Annotated in this window: 15 protein-coding genes; 8 read left to right on the forward strand and 7 right to left on the reverse strand. The window is 72.2% G+C overall.

Annotated features, from left to right (window positions below; translation table 11 throughout):
- The first annotated feature begins 176 nt into the window (after nucleotides 1-176).
- Together snpA and AB0B40_RS34425 are read left to right on the forward strand one after the other, a co-directional pair.
- Nucleotides 177-875: a snapalysin gene (snpA, locus tag AB0B40_RS34420; protein ID WP_345051555.1), complete on the forward strand. Its 699-nt coding sequence runs from the start codon at nucleotides 177-179 to the stop codon at nucleotides 873-875.
- Nucleotides 876-1,104: 229 nt separating this feature from the next.
- On the forward strand, nucleotides 1,105-1,302 hold the full coding sequence (locus AB0B40_RS34425) for a hypothetical protein (RefSeq protein WP_345051697.1): 198 nt from the start codon (nucleotides 1,105-1,107) through the stop codon (nucleotides 1,300-1,302).
- A 51-nt stretch (nucleotides 1,303-1,353) separates the two neighbouring features.
- Here the strand turns inward: AB0B40_RS34425 and AB0B40_RS34430 are convergent, their stop codons facing one another.
- A complete protein-coding gene (locus tag AB0B40_RS34430; RefSeq protein WP_345051558.1) occupies nucleotides 1,354-1,689 on the reverse strand; it encodes a hypothetical protein in 336 nt (111 codons plus the stop codon).
- Between the two features lie 118 nt (nucleotides 1,690-1,807).
- Nucleotides 1,808-2,365, reverse strand: a complete 558-nt coding sequence (locus AB0B40_RS34435) for a hypothetical protein (protein ID WP_345051560.1) — start codon at nucleotides 2,363-2,365, stop codon at nucleotides 1,808-1,810.
- A gap of 369 nt (nucleotides 2,366-2,734) precedes the next feature.
- Between AB0B40_RS34435 and AB0B40_RS34440 the strand changes: the two genes are divergently transcribed.
- The 3 genes from AB0B40_RS34440 to AB0B40_RS34450 all read left to right on the forward strand — a co-directional run bounded on the left by AB0B40_RS34440 (nucleotide 2,735) and on the right by AB0B40_RS34450 (nucleotide 4,885).
- A complete protein-coding gene (locus AB0B40_RS34440; protein WP_345051563.1) occupies nucleotides 2,735-3,235 on the forward strand; it encodes a helix-turn-helix domain-containing protein in 501 nt (166 codons plus the stop codon).
- An 85-nt stretch (nucleotides 3,236-3,320) separates the two neighbouring features.
- A complete protein-coding gene (locus AB0B40_RS34445; RefSeq protein WP_345051566.1) occupies nucleotides 3,321-3,827 on the forward strand; it encodes an SRPBCC family protein in 507 nt (168 codons plus the stop codon).
- A complete protein-coding gene (locus tag AB0B40_RS34450) occupies nucleotides 3,827-4,885 on the forward strand; it encodes an LLM class flavin-dependent oxidoreductase (protein WP_345051569.1) in 1,059 nt (352 codons plus the stop codon). Before AB0B40_RS34445 ends, AB0B40_RS34450 begins: the two co-directional genes overlap by 1 nt.
- A gap of 82 nt (nucleotides 4,886-4,967) precedes the next feature.
- On the opposite strand, the gene AB0B40_RS34455 is transcribed toward AB0B40_RS34450, so the two are convergent.
- The 4 genes from AB0B40_RS34455 to AB0B40_RS34470 form a co-directional block, all read right to left on the reverse strand.
- Complete coding sequence (locus AB0B40_RS34455; protein WP_362267455.1) at nucleotides 4,968-6,326, reverse strand: beta-1,3-glucanase family protein; 1,359 nt, start codon at nucleotides 6,324-6,326, stop codon at nucleotides 4,968-4,970.
- Between the two features lie 441 nt (nucleotides 6,327-6,767).
- Entirely contained in the window at nucleotides 6,768-7,991 is a 1,224-nt protein-coding gene (locus AB0B40_RS34460; protein ID WP_345051575.1) for a beta-ketoacyl-[acyl-carrier-protein] synthase family protein, read from the reverse strand.
- Nucleotides 7,988-8,296, reverse strand: coding sequence for an acyl carrier protein (locus AB0B40_RS34465; RefSeq protein ID WP_345051580.1), 309 nt, complete (start codon nucleotides 8,294-8,296; stop codon nucleotides 7,988-7,990). Before AB0B40_RS34465 ends, AB0B40_RS34460 begins: the two co-directional genes overlap by 4 nt.
- Nucleotides 8,297-8,407: 111 nt before the next feature.
- On the reverse strand, nucleotides 8,408-9,916 hold the full coding sequence (locus tag AB0B40_RS34470; protein ID WP_345051582.1) for an MFS transporter: 1,509 nt from the start codon (nucleotides 9,914-9,916) through the stop codon (nucleotides 8,408-8,410).
- A gap of 219 nt (nucleotides 9,917-10,135) precedes the next feature.
- On the opposite strand from AB0B40_RS34470, the gene AB0B40_RS34475 reads away from it, so the two are divergent.
- The 3 genes from AB0B40_RS34475 (at nucleotide 10,136) to AB0B40_RS34485 (ending at nucleotide 16,814) form a co-directional block, all read left to right on the forward strand.
- On the forward strand, nucleotides 10,136-11,323 hold the full coding sequence (locus tag AB0B40_RS34475; protein WP_362267458.1) for a cytochrome P450: 1,188 nt from the start codon (nucleotides 10,136-10,138) through the stop codon (nucleotides 11,321-11,323).
- Between the two features lie 248 nt (nucleotides 11,324-11,571).
- A complete protein-coding gene (locus AB0B40_RS34480; protein ID WP_362267459.1) occupies nucleotides 11,572-15,783 on the forward strand; it encodes a bifunctional nitrate reductase/sulfite reductase flavoprotein subunit alpha in 4,212 nt (1,403 codons plus the stop codon).
- 62 nt (nucleotides 15,784-15,845) lie between these two features.
- A complete protein-coding gene (locus tag AB0B40_RS34485) occupies nucleotides 15,846-16,814 on the forward strand; it encodes an alpha/beta hydrolase (protein WP_345051591.1) in 969 nt (322 codons plus the stop codon).
- A gap of 73 nt (nucleotides 16,815-16,887) precedes the next feature.
- Here the strand turns inward: AB0B40_RS34485 and AB0B40_RS34490 are convergent, their stop codons facing one another.
- A complete protein-coding gene (locus AB0B40_RS34490; RefSeq protein WP_345051594.1) occupies nucleotides 16,888-17,064 on the reverse strand; it encodes a hypothetical protein in 177 nt (58 codons plus the stop codon).
- Nucleotides 17,065-17,176: the final 112 nt, after the last annotated feature.

Consider the following 17,176-nt stretch of genomic DNA (forward strand, 5'->3'; position numbering starts at 1 on the left):
GCAGCCGGGCCGCGGCCGACGCCGTCCGGACGGTGAAGAGATGGTGTCGGCGGAGTCCGGTGGGCCGCCGATAGCCCGGGGCTATCCCCGAATGCCATCATCCGCAGGCCCGTCGGACTGCCCGAGACTCACTGGCAACCGATCGTTCCACCCCACAGGACGAGAAGGAGCCCCCCATGGCGTCGTTCCGCAGGAACACCGGGTCCAGGAGCACCGGAAGACTCCTGGCCGTCGCGCTCGGCCTCGGTCTGGCCGGCGCAGCACTGGGCACCGCGACCCCGGCGACCGCCCAGAACACCGGCCCGGCCCCCGCCCACTCCGCCGCCCGCACCGTCACCGCCTACGTGGGTGCGGCCGAGAACACCGGCAACAAGGCGTTCTTCGACGCCGTACTGAAGTCGGTCGCCGAGAGGCGGGCCGCGCAGCCCTCCCTGAAGGTGGTGACCGTCTACTACAACGCCTCGCAGGCCCCGAGCTTCCGGTCCCAGATATCGAGCGCGGCCTCCATATGGAACGGCTCCGTGTCGAACGTCAAGCTCCAGGCGACCTCCGGCACCGGCGACTTCGGCTACTACGAGGGCAACGACCCGAACGGGTCCTACGCCTCGACCGACGGCCACGGCCGCGGCTACATCTTCCTGGACTACGCGCAGAACCGGCAGTACGACTCCGTCCGAGTCGCCGCCCACGAGACCGGCCATGTGCTGGGCCTGCCCGACCACTACAGCGGTCCGTGCAGCGAGCTGATGTCCGGCGGCGGTCCCGGGCCGTCCTGCACCAACCGGTACCCGAACGCCACCGAGCGCGCCCGCGTCAACCAGCTGTGGATCAACGGCCTCGCCAAGGCCGTCGCGCGGGTGGACAAGGCGGCCTGACGCCGGTGACCGGGACGGGCTGACCTCCCCACGGCGCAGCCCGTCACCCCGGTACGGACCGCGGCGCCGACCCGCGGTCCGTACCGGATTCCCGAAACGACGGCAGGGTGCCGGACCGGGTCTCTCCCCCCACCGCCCCGCCGCCGATAGGCTCGGCGGCGTGACGGGCACACGAGAGCACACTCCGCCGGCGACGGACGCGAGGACCGCGGCTTCCGCGGCGGCGTTCCTGGAGGGCCAGGAGATCACGACGACGGGCTGCGGACGCTGCGGTACCGAGATCTCGGGGGTGAACGGCCGCTACGCCTGCGGGAACTGCGGCTGGGTCAACCACTGGTCCGAAGGCCATACGGAGCTGCCGGCCTACGACCCGGTCGGCGATGTCCCGGTCGGCGATCTCCCGGCGGGCGAGCACCCAAGAGCCTGACGCGGCTCGGGCGTCGCCGGCCGGCGGCGCCGACTGCGCTGCGCATCCGGATCACTCCGGATGGGCCAACGCCTCCTTCTGGAGCTGAACAGCCGACACCAGGCTCAGCCCCGGCTCCGCCTGACGCAGCGCCTTCAGCGCCGCGATCGAGGCGATGTCCCCGGTGAATCCGGCGGCGGACAGCCGGTCACGCACCCAGCGGGCGCGCAGCTGGTTCTCGGTGGCGGCGGCCGTCGATTCCACGACGGCGACGGCACGTTCGAGACCCGGGCGTTCCTCGGGCCCGGCATCGGCCAGCGCCTGCCGCAGAGCCGCAGCGACCAGATCCGCGTCCCGGATGGCCAGCACGGCGTCGTACTTCCTGCTCAGTCCCGCGATTGCTTTCATGGGAGCACTATGACTCTCACGGCCCGCTCCGCAGAAGCGACTTGAGGACCCTCAGAGCATGCGGCACGCCCGGCGAGGGAGAATCCGCACCCCGCCGTCCCCCTCGTTTTCCAGCGGGTCAGCGCCCCCGTACGGTCTGTACGGTCGTTCGCCCTTGTGGTGACGGGGCTGCACGGCGGTTCAGTGACCGGGTCAGCAGGTCACGGGCCTGTTCGAGTGCTCGTGAGCGCATCCGCCGCCAGTCGGCGAGTTCGGTGCGGTGGGTACGGCGTACGGAGGCCAGGCCGACCCCGCGGTAGGCGGCTTCGGGTTCGAGGTTGTCGACGATCGTCGAGGCGTGGAACCACGCCCGCTGATCGCCGTAGAGGGTGCGCTGAGCCGCGGCGAGGCAACCGTCCGTGTGGGCGCGTACCTGATAGCCGGTGGGCAGCGAAAGGGACAGTTCGGCGGGCCCGGAGCCGTAGAGCGCCCGGCTCACTCGCCGCTGTTCGGTCTCGCTGCGCGGTCGCCCGCCGGATCCCGGCGGTGTCAGTCCCTGACGCGCCAGGCACTGGTCGGTGAGGTAGAGCTGTGCGGCCTTGATCGTGTCGTCTTCGGACAGCTCGATCCGGTCGGACCGGTCCGCGCACCCCGCCAGGGCTCCCAGCAGACAGAGCGTGGCCAGCACCGCGGGCATCGGCCGAAGCGGGAGGGCGGGGCGAGGTGGCATCGGATGGTCAGCCCCGCCCGTGGCCGGGCGCGGTGGCACCGGCCGTGCCGGGGGTCTTTGCCCGGACGGACGAGTGCTGGGTGGTGGTGCGTCGCATATGGCGAGTCCCTGGACGGCCGGTCGGACTGAGGGAAAGGCCAACGTCCCACATCCCCGCTTCGGGCCGGGAGCCGTACCACCCGAAGCGGTGATAAGTCGTACCTACGGGCGGGGCCGCCGAGCGCGCCCGCTGGAGCTCTCCGACACCTAGGGGCACGCGCTGGAGGCCCACCCGACGCCGTCGAGGACCGAACCCATCTGCTGAGTTTCCTGTTGAAACTCTCTATCATCGGGGACATGAAACGAACCTCGTTCGCCAACTGGCCGTGCTCCATCGCGCGGACCCTCGATCTGCTGGGTGACCACTGGACACCCCTCGTCGTGCGGGAGGCGTTCTACGGCATCCGCCGCTTCGACGACTTCCAGCGGGAACTGGGTATCGCGCGCAACACCCTGACCGACCGGCTGAACCGCCTGGTGGACGAGGGGGTGCTGGAGAAGCGGCTCTACGAACGCGAGCCGCCGCGCTACGACTACGTCCTCACGGAGAAGGGGCGCGACCTCTTCACCGTGCTGGCCACGATGTCCCGATGGGGCGACCGCTGGCTGGCCGGCGAGGAGGGCGTCCCCGTCGTGTTCCACCACGACGCGTGCGGCCACGACACCACGGCCGAGGTGGTGTGCTCCCAGTGCCGGCGGCCTCTCACGGTCGAGGAGACGTCGATGCGGATGGGACCCGGCTATCCCGAGCGGCTCAGGCGTCGTCCGGATGTGCGGCGCCGGTTCGACACGGCCTGATCCCCGCCCACCACCGCTCTTGACAGCTAAGTCTCATGAAGCAACTCTGAAGGCCACACAGTTGACGGCGAGGAGGCTGACGCACGTGGAGTGGACGGGCGCGCGCTACGCGGACAAACCCACGGTCGAGGTGCGAACCTGGATCGACGCCCCACCGGAACGGGTGTGGAGCCTGGTCGGCGACATCACCTTGATGCCGGCCATGAGCGAGGAACTCCAGTCCGTCCGCTGGCTCGACGGCGCGGACGGCCCGGCCGTGGGCGCCCGGTTCGTCGGCCACAGCAAGCACGAGGCGCTCGGCGAGTGGTCGACGACGTCGCACGTGGTCGAGTGCGAACCGGAACGCGTCTTCGCCTGGGCGGTGCAGGACCCCGCCGACCCCTCCGCGGTCTGGCGCTTCCGGCTGCGGCCCGAGAACGGCGGGACGGAACTGTCGGAGTGGATGCAGCTGGGCCCGGGGCGCTCCGGGCTGTCCCTCGCGATCGACCGGATGCCGGACAAGGAGCAGAAGATCGTCTTCGTGCGGCTGCGCGAGTTCGAGCGGAACATCGCCTCGACTCTCGAGCACATCAAGCGGCGGGCGGAGGCGTGATGCGTACCGCGACCACGGTCGAGGCATCGGGCGGAGCGAGCTGGAGCGAGCCGGCGGACTTCGTCGTCGAGGCGGAGAAGCTGGGCCTGGACATCTGCTGGGTCGCCGAGGCCTGGGGCTCCGACGCGCCCTCCGCGCTCGGCTACTACGCCGCGCTCACCGACCGCATGCTCCTCGGATCCGGTGTCATCCAACTGGGCACCCGCACCCCGGCGGCCGTCGCACAGACCGCCGTCACGCTCTCCAACCTCTCCGGGGGACGCTTCGTGCTCGGCCTGGGCGCCTCGGGCCCGCAGGTGCTGGAGGGGCTGCACGGGGTGCCGTTCGCCCGGCCGCTGCGCCGTATGCGGGAGACCGTCGAGATCGTCCAGCGGGTGCTCGACGGCGGCAGACTCTCCTACTCGGGAGCGGAGTTCACCATCCCGCTGCCCGGCAGCGAAGCGGTTCCCATGCGGCTCTCGATGCGGGCCGAGCACCGGGTCCCGCTGTATCTGGCCGCGCTGTCCCCGGCGATGCTGCGCCTCACCGGGGAGATCGCCGACGGCTGGCTGGGAACCAGCTTCGTACCCGAAGGAGCGGCCGGCGCCTACTTCGCCCATCTCGACGAGGGCCTGGCCCGCGCCGGCCGGACACGCGGCGACCTGGACGTCTGCCAGGGTGCCGAGGTCGCCTTCGCACCCGACGAGGAGGCACTCGGCGCGATGACCGCCCGGCGCAAGAAGGAACTGGCCTTCAGCCTGGGCGGTATGGGGTCGTCGACCACCAACTTCTACAACAACGCCTACAGCCGTCAGGGCTGGGCCGAGGTCGCCGCCGAGGTACGCGAGCGGTGGCAGGCCGGTGACCGGGAGGGTGCGACGGCGCTGGTGACGGACGAGATGGTGCTGGGCACCACCCTGATCGGTACCGAGGCCATGGTGCGCGAGCGGCTCCGGGTGTGGCGGGCCGCCGGGGTCGACACCGTGCGCCTGTACCCGGCCGGGGACACCCTGGAGGCCCGGCTCGCCACCTTGGGCAGGGCGATCGAGCTGGTACGAGAGGTCGACGACACTCCTTGAGCCCGCCCGGACGCGGCCCGGCCCCGGCCGGCTCGGTGGGCTCCGAGCCGGCCGGGGCGGACGTCGGACGGTCACCGGCCGGTCACCAGCCGACGGCCACCATCAGCCACTGCGGGCTGCCGTGGGAGATGAACGAGGACTGGCCCGCCACGTCGTCGTAGGGGAAGCCGTAGGCGAGGTGGTTGATGGCGTTGTCGTGCCAGAACCTGGCGTAGTAGTTCGCGGGTGCCGCCTTGTAGTACTGGGCCGGGTCGGCCTGCTGGGAGGCCGGCAGCGTGGCCACATGACGGTTGAGGGCGGCGCACATGTCGGGGTTGGCGGCCAGGGACGCGGCGCACCCGAAGATGTCCGAGGTGGCCGCGGTGACGCCGACGGACTGGGCGTAGGAGGTGAAGTAGCCGGCGTTGGCACCGCCCGCGCGGAAGCTCGGGTCGCTGCCGGGCGCGATGATCCGGTAGGGGGCCTGCGTCCGCGCCAGCACCTTGAACTGGTCCGGCACCGCGTCGGTGAAGCGCTGGAAGGTGGTGGCGCGGTCCTCGGCGAACGTCTGCCGGTTCTCGCCGACCTCGACGTCGTAGCCGTCCTTGGCGTGCAGGCGCATGGCCAGTTTGAGGCCGAAGGCGTCGACCCGGGTGGTGTTGCCGTTGAAGACGTTGTTGCCGACCGTGAACTCGATGAAGTCGTAGTAGGGGCTGTTGGGCGAGCCGAGATAGAAGTACATGCGGCCCGCGGAGTTCGCCGGCATGTCGAGGTAGGGCTGCTCGGCGATGGAGTGGACCTGTCCGTTGAAGCTCCAGTACACCTGGCTGTCGGGGTACTTGCCGTTGGTGCGGTTGAGGATCTTCACTTCCACGGCGTTGTGCGCCGGCGGTATGTCGCCGGTGCTGCCCCAGAAGTCGTCCGGCGGGGTGGTGCCGCCGCCGGGTCCGTAGACCTGGAACTCCCAGAGGGAGTAGCCGTACTGGGTCGCTCGCGCGGTTCCCTGGACCCGGACGTAGCGGCCACTGCCGCTGACCACGAGGTTCTGGGTGCCGCCGGTGGCCGTGGCGGTGGAGTAGAGGGTGGTCCAGTTCTGCGCGTCGGTGGACGTCTGGATCTGGAAGGCCTTGGCGTACGCGGCCTCCCAGGCCAGGGTGACACGGGTGAGCGGCTGGGTGGAGCCGAGATCCACCTGAAGCCATTGCGGATCCGAGAAGGCCGAGGACCAGCGGGTTCCGGAGTTGCCGTCGACCGCGGCACTCGCGGGGAACGCCCCGTTCTCGACCGAGGACGCCGTGGCGGGCCGCCCCTGGGACAGCAACTGGTCGGCGGCCCGTGCGGGCGACGGTGTCAGGGCGGCGAAGCAGGCCGCCAGCAGGATGACGACCAGCCCGAGCGCGGTGCGGGAGCGGGCGGTGCCGAGGGGTGGCCTGTGGGCGGGTGGTCCGGCGGGTATCGGCATGACGAGGTCTCCTCGAGCCGGATAGGCGTGCGGGATGCGGGAGCAAAGCAGGCGTGAGAGCGCTCTCTCCGGGTTGTAGTCCCACCCGTGCCCGGCGTCAACAACTGAAGCCGATGTCCCCGGTGTTCGGGTTGCCGAGCAGCCGTGCCGAGGCTGTCCGTTCGCACCCTGACCGCGGGCGCGACCTACGGCGCCTCGCCCTTTCATCACTTGACGCGATGGATGTGCGGGTCGTGGATGCCCTGGGCCGCGATCCGCAGGGCCGGTGCCGGAAGCCGGGGATGTCCTGCCCGGGCATGGGGAAGCCTTCGAGGACGTCGGCCAGGGCGCCTCGAGATCGCACCGCGCATCAGCCCCGAAGAGCCCTGGAAGGCGGCGCGTGACGTGGGTGCGGCGGCCAGGGGGCGGATCGGGCCTTTTCGGTCGGCCGACGGCGCGTGGTCAGACGGCCTGGAAGACGAGGACGGCGTTCTGTCCGCCGAAGCCGAACGACGTGCTCAGGACGGTGTCCATCCGGCAGGTACGGGGCGCCTTGGTGACGATGTCGAGGTCGATGCCGGGTTCCGGCGTGTCGAGGTTGGCGGTGGGGTGAACGGTCTGGTGGTGCAGCGACAGGACGCACACCGCGGCTTCGACCGCTCCCGCGGCCCCCAGCGAGTGGCCCAGGATGCTCTTGGTCGCGGTGACCGGCGGCGGCTGCGGGAAGACGCGGTGCAGCACGGCGGATTCCACGCGGTCGTTCAGCGGTGTCGACGTCGCGTGCGCGTTGACGTGGTGGACATCGCCGGGTGTCAGTCCGGCCTCCGTCAGGGCCTGTCGCACGGCGCGTACGGCGCCCTCCCCGTCGGGGTGGGGGCTGGTGGGGTGATGGGCGTCGCTGGTGGCGCCGAACCCGGACAGCACCGCTCTCGCCCTGCCGCCGCGGGCGCGTGCGTGCGCCGCCCGTTCCAGTACGAGCACCCCGGCGGCCTCTGCCAGGACGAAGCCGTCCCGCCGGCTGTCGAAGGGACGAGAGGCGCCCTGCGGGTCATGGCAGCGGGTGGACAACGCGCCCAGCCGCCAGAACCCCGTGCTGGACAGCGGCCCGCAGGCGCTCTCCGCACCGCCGACCAGTGCGATGTCGCACATGCCGCCCCTCAGGAGCTGCCGGCCGATGCCGATGGCGGTGGCACCGGACGCGCAGGCGGTGCTGACGCCGAAGCCCGGCCCCTTGGCGCCCAGATCGGCGGCGATCTCACCGGCGGCCATGTTCGGCAGGGCCCGCGGGACCGTGGTCGGCGAGATCTTCTGATACGTGCCCGAGGTCAGGCAGCGGGCGGTACGCAGGTCGGTGTCACGGCTGCTGCTGCCCACTCCGATGACCACGCCGACCCGGTCCCCCGCCCACTCCCCCGGCGCCAGACCGGCGTCCCGGACCGCCTCCCGTGCGGCGATGACGGCCAGGTGGACGAAGCGGTCGGTGCGCCAGCGCAGTCCGCGGCCGAGGGCCGCCGCGAGTTCCTCGTCCCCCACCCGGCAGCTGAAGTCCACGGGCAGGCCCGCGAGGCCGGGGTCGGTGGCGGCCGTCGGTTCCCCGGCGCACAGCCGCCCCCAGGTCGCGCCGGCGCCGACACCCCCCGGAGTGACCAGACCGATGCCCGTGACGACGGTCTGGGCCTCCTTCACGTGTCCGCGCCCGCCGGTGCGGTGGCCAGGGTGTGGAGGACGGCCCGGGCGGACTCGTCGGCGAACCGTGCGACGTAGTCCGCCACCGCGGCGATGGTGACCCCGGGACCCGCCGGCATCGTCTCGTCCGTGAGGGGGACCTCGATGCCGGTCTCCTCCTCGACCACGACGAGCAGTTCCGCGAGAGCGATCGAGTCGAGGCCCAGCTCCTGCAGATTGCTGTCGGGGCTCAATTGTCCCGGGTCCATCTCGAAATGGCGGACGATGAGACGCATGAGCGTGTCGGCGAAAAGCTGGTCGGCCAAGAAAGGCTCCTGGTGCGGTAAGGGAGGTGGGCGGACAGCCAGCAAAGCGCACTCGTAGCGAATTCGCCGGTGAACAGCGGGCGCGTGTCGGAGAACAATGACCGGTGTGGTCTACGGAGAGCCGCTCGGCGTGGTGCTCATTTCCTCGCGGGGTACGCGGAGCGCGGCGGGAAGGCGCGGCAGCCCCCGCCACACGGCCACCGCTCCGGCGACGGCGACCGCGCCCGCCACCCACGCGCTGCGGGTGAGGCCGGCGACGAAGGCGTCCGTCGCCGCGGCCAGCAGATGGCTGCGCACGCCGGGGGCGGCGTGCCGGGCCGCCAGCGCGGCGGCGACGACGCTGTCCGTGGCGCCGGACGGCATGCCGCCCGGGCCCGTACCGGTGAGCGCGGCGCTCATCCGGTCCCGGTAGACGGTGGCCAGGACGGAGCCCTGGACGGCGACACCGAGTGTGGCGCCGACCTGGCGGGTGGCGTCGTTCACGGCGGACCCGACCCCCGCGTGTTCCTCGCCCACGGCGTCCATCACCGCCGCGGTGCCGGCCGCGGCCGTCAGTCCCGCTCCCACGCCCGCGATGACCTGCACCAGGGCGAGGTGCGGGTATCCGGAGTGGGTCGTGGTGCGGGACAACAGGGCGAAGGCACCCGCGACCGTGGCGAGGCCGCCCACCATCACGGACCGGTGGGTCAGCCGCGCGGTGAGCAGCGCGGCCAGCGCCGCGCCGGCGACGAGAGCGGCGGGCAACGGCAGCGTGCGCAGACCTGCCTGCCAGGGAGTGCAGCCCAGCACGCCCTGCAGATAGAGGGAGACGACGAAGAGGGCGCCGAACATCCCGAACGCCATCATGGACAGGGCCGCCGCCGGGACGGTGATGTCGCGCCGCAGCACACGCCGTGGCAGCAGGGGCGCGTCGGCGCGCCGCAGCCACACGCCGAACACCGTCAACAGCCCCGCGGCGAGGGCGGACACGACGAGCACCGGCGTACTGGTCCACCCCCGGGCCGGGCCCTCGATGACCGCCCAGACCAGACCCAGGAGTCCCGACGCGGACAGCAGGGTGCCCGGCAGGTCGACGGGCTCCGTGCGGGAGGGCGGCGGCGAGGGCACCACGAGGAGCGTCAGCACGATGACCGCCGTGGCGAAGGGCACGTTCAGCCAGAACACCGCCCGCCACGAGTGATGGCCGACCAGCCAGCCGCCGATCACCGGTCCCAGGGCTCCGCCCACCCCGCCCACCGCCGCCCACAGGGCGATGGCCCGGCTGCGCAGGGCCGGCTCCGGGAACAGGCCGCTGATCAGCGAAAGCGTCGCCGGCATGATCAGTGAGGCACCCGCCCCCATGGCACCGCGAGCGGCGATCAGCTGCCACGGTACGGCGGCCACCGCACCGGCCCAGGAGGCGAGGGCGCAGACGGCCAGGCCCATGACGAAGGCCCGTCGGCGGCCGATCCGGTCGGTGACGCCCCCTGCCGTCAGTACCAGGCCGCCCAGCACGAGTGCGTAGGCGTCGACGATCCACTGCGTCTGTCCCGCGGACGAGCCGAGGGCGGCCTGCAGATCGGGGACCGCGACGTTGAGCACCGTGAGATCCATGCCCAGCAGGAACAGCCCCGAGCACATGGCCCCGGCGCTCGCCCAGCGCCTTCGCGTTCTTCGCGCACTAGCGTGAAAAGCGAGGACATCCGTTCCGCGTCCACCGGTCATGTGCACTATTTATCAGAACGTGGGCGGCCTGCCGTGGCAAGGGAATGGCCGGGGCGTCCTCGGCGGACAGAGGAATACAGAGGAATGACGGGCGATATCCGAATGGAAACAGCCGGTACGCTGATCGACTGCCTGATGAGGCAGTTTCCCTTCGACGTCTCCGCCGAGGAGTTCGTGCGGAACCCGTACCCCTGGTACGAGGCGGCGCGCCGTACGCACGGTCCCGTCCACCGCACGCGGTCGGGTGACGTGGTGGTGCTCGGCTACTTCGAGGCGCAGGCCGTCCTGCGCGATCCGCGTTTCGGCCATGGGGCCCAGACGGCACTGGAGCAGACCGGTTACGGTGTGCCCGCCCGGACGTTCCTGTTGACCGACCCGCCCGGCCACACCCGCCAACGCGAGCGGGTACGGCGCGCCTTCACCGCACGCGAGGTGCTGTCCCTGCGCCGGAGGATCAGCGACCTGGCGGCAGACCTCGTCGCGAGGGCGGCCCGGTCCGGTACGGCGGATGTCGTCACGGAGGTCGCCCGGCCGCTGTCCGCACGGGTCGTCGCGGACCTGATCGGAGTGCCCGAAGACCTCCGCGACCGTTTCACCGAGGCGGCCTCGCTCCTGGTGCGTGGCATGGATCCGCCCGAGCTGATCGCCCCCGGTACCCGGGAGCGCATCGCGCGGGCGCGGGTCTGCCTGGCGAGGGACATCGGCGTCGCCCTGCGCCGGCCGGGCGGCACCGGGCTCCTGCGGGCGCTCGCGCGGGACACGGACGGCCGGACGGCACGAGCGGAGACCGTGGCCACGTGCGCCCAGCTCGTCGCGGCCGGATACGAGACGACCGTGGGTCTGATCGGCAACGGTACGCACGCCCTCCTGGAGCACCCCGACCAGCTGGCGCGGCTCGCGGCCGGGGGGCACTCGGAGCGGGTGATCGCCGTGGCCGTGGAGGAGCTGCTGCGCTTCGACCCGCCCATTCAGCTGGCGCCGCGCAGCGCCCTGGTCGACGCCGACATCGCGGGTACGCCCGTGCCGCGCGGCGCCGTCGTCTCGGTGCTGCTCGGCGCGGCCAACCGCGATCCGCGCGTCTTCCCCGATCCGCACCGCCTCCGGCTCGACCGGGAGCCACGGCATCTCGCCTTCGGGCTGGGCAGCCACTACTGCCTCGGCGCCGCGCTGGCCCGTCTCGAAGCCACCGCGGCCCTTCGCCACCTGCTGCGCCGCCGGCCCCGGCGGACCGGCGACCAGGTGACCTACAGCCCCGCTCGCGTCGCCCGCAGCGTCCAGAGCCTGCGTGTCCGGCTGGACCCCGGGGCGGACGCCCGGCCGTAACCCCGCGGCGGTACACGCCGGTCCTACGGCCCCACCCTGAGTCCGTCGGAGCGCCCGGCCCCTTCCCGTCTCCCCCTGACGGTCGGGGACCCGGCCTCACACGGCGCCGCGATGGTGTGTGCGGGGGGCGTAACCCCGCAAGCTCCCGGCCTGTGACGGGCCGGACATCCGATCTCCCTACGGTGCTGGTCACGGGGCTGCCGCCATCGGCGGTCCGGGAAAGCACACACCGGCGGGAGGGGTAATCGGTGGCATCCGGCTCGGCGGACGGCAGTGTCCGCACGGTCTGCTCGTACTGCGGCGTCGGCTGCGGGATCGTGCTGGACGTGGCACGCGACCCCGCCGACGGCCGCCGCCGTGCCGCGAAGGCGTCCGGGGACAAGGCGCACCCGGCCAACTTCGGCCGCCTGTGCACCAAGGGGGCGACGAGCACGGACATGATGGCCGCGCCGGGGCGGCTGCGGCGGGCGCTGGTCCGTGCGGAGCGGGGTGCGGCGGCGGTCGAGACGGACGTGGACGAGGCCGTGGCGTCGGTCGCGGCCCGGCTGCGGGCGGTCCTGGACGAGCACGGGCCGGACGCCCTGTCCTTCTACGTGTCCGGGCAGCTGTCCCTGGAGGCCCAGTACCTGGCGAACAAGCTGGCGAAGGGGTTCGTGCGCACCCGGTGGATCGAGTCGAACTCGCGGCTGTGCATGGCCTCGGCGGGCTCCGGCTACAAACTGTCGCTGGGCGCGGACGGGCCGCCCGGCTCGTACCAGGACTTCGACCACGCCGACGTCTTCCTCGTCGTCGGCGCCAACATGGCCGACTGCCATCCGGTGCTGTTCCTGCGCATGATGGACCGCGTGAAGTCGGCCGGCGCCAAGCTGATCGTCGTCGACCCGCGCCGCAACGCCACCGCCGACAAGGCCGACCTCTTCCTCCAGATCAGACCGGGCACCGATCTCGCCCTGCTCAACGGCCTGTTGCACCTGCTGGTCGAGGGCGGCCACACCGACGAGGAGTTCATCGCCGAATTCACCGAGGGGTGGGAGGAGATGCCCGCCTTCCTCGCGGCCCATCCGCCCGAGAAGGTCGCGGAGATCACCGGCGTCCCCGAGAGCGACATCCGGCGGGCCGCACAGCTGATCGGCGAGGCCGGTGAGTGGATGAGCTGCTGGACGATGGGCCTGAACCAGTCCACGCACGGCACCTGGAACACCAACGCCCTGATCAACCTGCACCTCGCGACCGGCGCACTGTGCCGGCCGGGATCCGGCCCGTTCTCGCTGACCGGCCAGCCCAACGCCATGGGCGGGCGCGAGATGGGCTACATGGGCCCGGGGCTGCCCGGCCAGCGGTCCGTGCTCGACGCTGCCGAGCGGGCCTTCGTCGAGCACCTGTGGAACATCCCCGAGGGCTCGCTGCGCACCGAGGCCGGGCGGGGCACCGTCGAGCTGTTCGAGCGGATGGGCACGGGTGACATCAAGGCGTGCTGGATCATCTGCACCAACCCGGTGGCCTCGGTCGCCAACCGCAGGACCGTCGTCGCCGGTCTGGAGGCCGCTGAACTCGTCGTCGTCCAGGACGTGTTCGCCGAGACCGAGACCGGCGCGTACGCGGATGTCGTCCTGCCCGCGACGATGTGGGCCGAGTCGGACGGCGTCATGGTCAACTCGGAGCGGAACCTCACCCTCGTCCCGGGGGCCGTCGACCCGCCCGGGCAGGCGCTGCCCGACTGGCGGCTGATCGCGGAGGTGGCCTGCGCGATGGGCTTCGCGGAGGGCTTCACGTACGCCTCGGCCGAGGAGGTGTTCGAGGAGCTCAAGCGGGCGTGGAACCCCAGGACGGGGTGGGACCTGCGCGGTGTCACCTACGAGCGGCTGCGCGGCACACCGGTCCAGTGGCCGGCTCCGGCCGTCGACGGCCCGGACCGCAACCCGATCCGCTACCTCAACGACGGTGTCAGCCAGACCCTGCTGGAGCGCGAGGACGGCACCCGGCCCCGCCTGGCCTTCCCCACCGCGAGCGGGCGCGCCCGGTTCTTCGCCCGTCCGCACCTGCCGCCGGCCGAACTCCCCGACGACGACTACCCGTTCCTCCTCAACACCGGCCGCCTCCAGCACCAGTGGCACACCATGACCAAGACCGGGAAGGTGGCGAAGCTCGCCAAGCTCGCCCCGGGTCCGTTCGTGGAGATCCATCCGGAGGACGCCGAGGCGCTCGGTGCCGTCGAGGGCGATCACCTGGAGGTCGCCTCGCGCCGCGGGCGTGCCGTACTGCCCGCCGTGGTCACCGACCGGGTCCGGCCCGGGAACTGTTTCGCCCCCTTCCACTGGAACGACCTGTTCGGCGAGTACCTCAGCATCAACGCCGTCACCAACGACGCGGTCGACCCGGTCTCGTTCCAGCCCGAGTTCAAGGTCTGTGCCGTCGCCCTCGCCAGGACGGCCGCCCCCGCCCCTCCGGGCCGCCCGGGAGGCCGGCCGGAGTCCACGCCCGTGCCCCCCGCCCCCGTGCCCCGGCCGGCCATCGCGCCGGACTCCCCCGTCCAGGCGCTCGCCGCACTGTTCGGCGTCGGCGATCCCGCCCCCGCGTCCCTGGCCGGGCCGGAGCGCCGCTACCTCTCCGGCTATCTGTCCGGCCTCGCCCTGAACCCCCCGGCCGACGGGCGCGTCCCCGTGCTGCCGCCGGGCGCGCCCCTCGACCCCGGACACGCGCTGTGGGTCGACGGCGTCCTCGCCGGCATGTTCTCCCGCAACGGTGTCGAGGCGCCGGCCGGCGGGCCGGCGCGGACCGCGGAGCCGGGTACCGGCACCGCCGTACCGGCCCGCCGTCTCGTGATCGTGTGGGCCTCCCAGACCGGCAACGCCGAGGAGTTCGCCGCCGGCGCCGCAGCGCACCTCACGCGGGCGGGTCTGGCCCCCGAACTGCTGCCCATGGCCGACGTGGACCCGGCCCGTCTCGCCGTCGGCGCCGATGTACTCCTCGTCACCAGCACGTTCGGCGACGGAGAGGCCCCCGACAACGGCGCCGCCTTCTGGCAGGCGCTGTCCGCCCCGGACGTGCCACGGCTGGAGGGGATCCGGTACGCGGTCCTCGCCTTCGGCGACTCCAGCTACGACGACTTCTGCGGCTACGGCCGCCGGCTCGACGAACGCCTCGCGGCGCTCGGCGCCACCCGCCTCCTCCCGCGGACCGACTGCGAACCCGGCTTCGAGGAGCGTGCCGGGCACTGGCTCGGGCAGGTGGCGACCGTCCTGGCCGTGGCGGGCGAGCGGCGGTCCGCAGGCGCGGGCGCGGCGACGGACGTGGCCAGAGCCGCCGTCACCCCGTCCGTCGCCGCCACCGCACCGGCCGGCTACACCAGGTCGTCACCGTTCGCGACCCTGCTCATCGGCAACAGGCTGCTGAGCCTGCCCGGTTCGCAGAAGGAGGTACGGCAGTTCTCCCTCGACACCCGCGGCGGTGAACTCGCCTACGAAGCCGGTGACGCGCTCGGCGTGTGGCCGGCCAACGGAACCGGACTCGTCGCCGAGTGGCTCGCGCTCACCGGACTCGATCCCGACGAGCCCGTGGACGTGGGCGACGGTGCGCCGCTCCCCCTGGAAGAGGCGCTGCGCATCCGCCTGGACATCTCCCGCGTCACCCCCGGCCTGCTCAGGTTCGTGGCGGAGCGGACCGGCAGTCATCAGCTGAAGCGGCTGCTGCGCCCCGACAACAAGGACGCGCTCGCGCGGTGGAGCTGGGGCCGGCAGGCCGCCGACGTCGTCGCGGCCTTTCCGGTGCGGGCGTCGGCCGCGGAATGGACCACCGTGCTGGGCCGCCTCCAGCCCCGGCTGTACTCCATCTCCTCCAGCCCGCTCGCGCACCCCGGTGAGGTCCGCCTCACCGTCTCGGTCGTGCGCTACACCAACGACCTCGGCCGCGAACGCAAGGGCGTGTGCTCCACCTACCTGGCCGACTGCGCGGACGACGGTCCGGTGCAGGTCTTCGTGCAGCGCTCGGCGCACTTCCGTCCGCCCGCCGACCCCGCCACGCCGATGGTCATGGTCGGGCCCGGCACCGGCGTGGCACCCTTCATCGGCTTCCTCGAGGACCGCCGGGCCCGCGGCCACACCGGCTCCAACTGGCTGTTCTTCGGCGAGCAGCGCCAAGCCACCGACTTCTACCACCGCGAGGAACTGGAGGCGTTCCGGGCGTCGGGCGCACTGGACCGCCTCGACCTCGCCTTCTCCCGCGACCAGCGCAACAAGGTCTACGTCCAGGACCGCATGCGGGAGAACGGCGCCCGCCTGTGGCAGTGGCTCCAGGACGGCGCCCACTTCTATGTGTGCGGCGACGCGGGCCGGATGGCGAAGGACGTCGACCAGGCTCTCCGGGACGTCATCGCCACCCACGGCGGCCTGGACGCCGACGAGGCCGCCGCCTACACAAGGCGCCTGTCCGCGGACAAGCGCTACGTGCGTGACGTCTATTGAGGGGGAGCTGCCACCGCCCGTGTCGGCACCACCCGTCGATCAGGGCCAGTACGCTCATGCCCATGGTTGAGCATCGAATGGTTGACGTGAACGGCATTCGGCTGCACATCGCCGAGCAGGGCGACGGCCCCCTGGTGGTGCTCCTGCACGGTTTCCCCGAGTCGTGGCACTCCTGGCACCGCCAGATCGGCCCCCTGGCCGACGCGGGCTTCCGGGTCGTCGCGCCCGACCAGCGCGGCTACGGGCGCAGCGACCATCCCGACGACGTCGACGCGTACACGATCCTGCACCTGGTGGGTGATGTCGTCGGACTGGTCCGGGCCCTGGGTGAGGAGAAGGCGTACGTCGTCGGGCACGACTGGGGCGCGCCGGTGGCCTGGCACACCGCGCTGCTGCGACCGGACCTGGTGCTCGGGGTGGCCGGCCTGAGCGTGCCGCCCCCGTTCCGGGGGACCAGGCCTCCGCTGCAGGCCATGCAGGAGAGGTTCGACGGCCGCTTCTACTGGAACTACTTCAACCGCCCCGGCGTCGCCGACGCCGAGTTCGCCCGGGACACCCGCACCGCGCTGCGGAAGTTCTTCTACTGGGCTTCCGGAGACGCTCCCGGCGCCGGCGAGGGCAAGCAGCCGCTGGTCGACCCCGAGCGCGGCTGGCTCGCCACCATGCCGGACCCGGAGGCGCTGCCGGCGTGGTTCACCGAGGAGGATCTCGACGCGCTCACCGAGAGCTTCTCCCAGGGCTTCACCGGCGCCCTGAACTGGTACCGCAACCTCGACCGCAACTGGGAACTGACCGCTCCCTGGCACGGCGCCGTCGTCACCTCGCCGGCCCTGTACATCTACGGCGACCGCGATGCCGTCCCCGCCTTCCCCGGCACACCCGAACTCATCGAGCGCCTCCCCGCCCTGATGCCCAACCTGCGGCGCGAACCCCTCAAGCTCGCCGGCTGCGGGCACTGGACCCAGCAGGAACGTCCGGACGAGGTGAACGCGGCGCTGATCGACTTCCTCAGGGCGGGCTCGGGCTCCTGACCGGGCGGCCGGAGGCGGTGGACCGGCTTCGGCCCGGCGGCACTTGGGTGCCTGGCCGTGCGCCGGGTGCGCGTCAGCGTCTGCGGCCGCGCGCCGCCCAGCCGCTTCCCACGCCCGCCAGGTGCAGGGCCAGGAGCGTGAGGCCGATGAGCATGATGTTGGTCTGGGTGAAGACGTGGTTGGTGGAGATGTCGGCCGCGTCGATCAGAAAAGCGATGAAGAACAAGGCCGCCGCAACAATGGCCAGCATGGTGTCCGTCCTCCCGGTCGGGTGAGGTCGCGGGTCGCGATGCACTCCGGATTCCCCCCGACCGCCCTTCCACGCAGGCCGCGGCCCGCCGTCTGAACCGTCTCGCACGGGC

Source organism: Streptomyces sp. NPDC042638 (assembly GCF_040647235.1).
Lineage (GTDB): Bacteria > Actinomycetota > Actinomycetes > Streptomycetales > Streptomycetaceae > Streptomyces > Streptomyces rameus.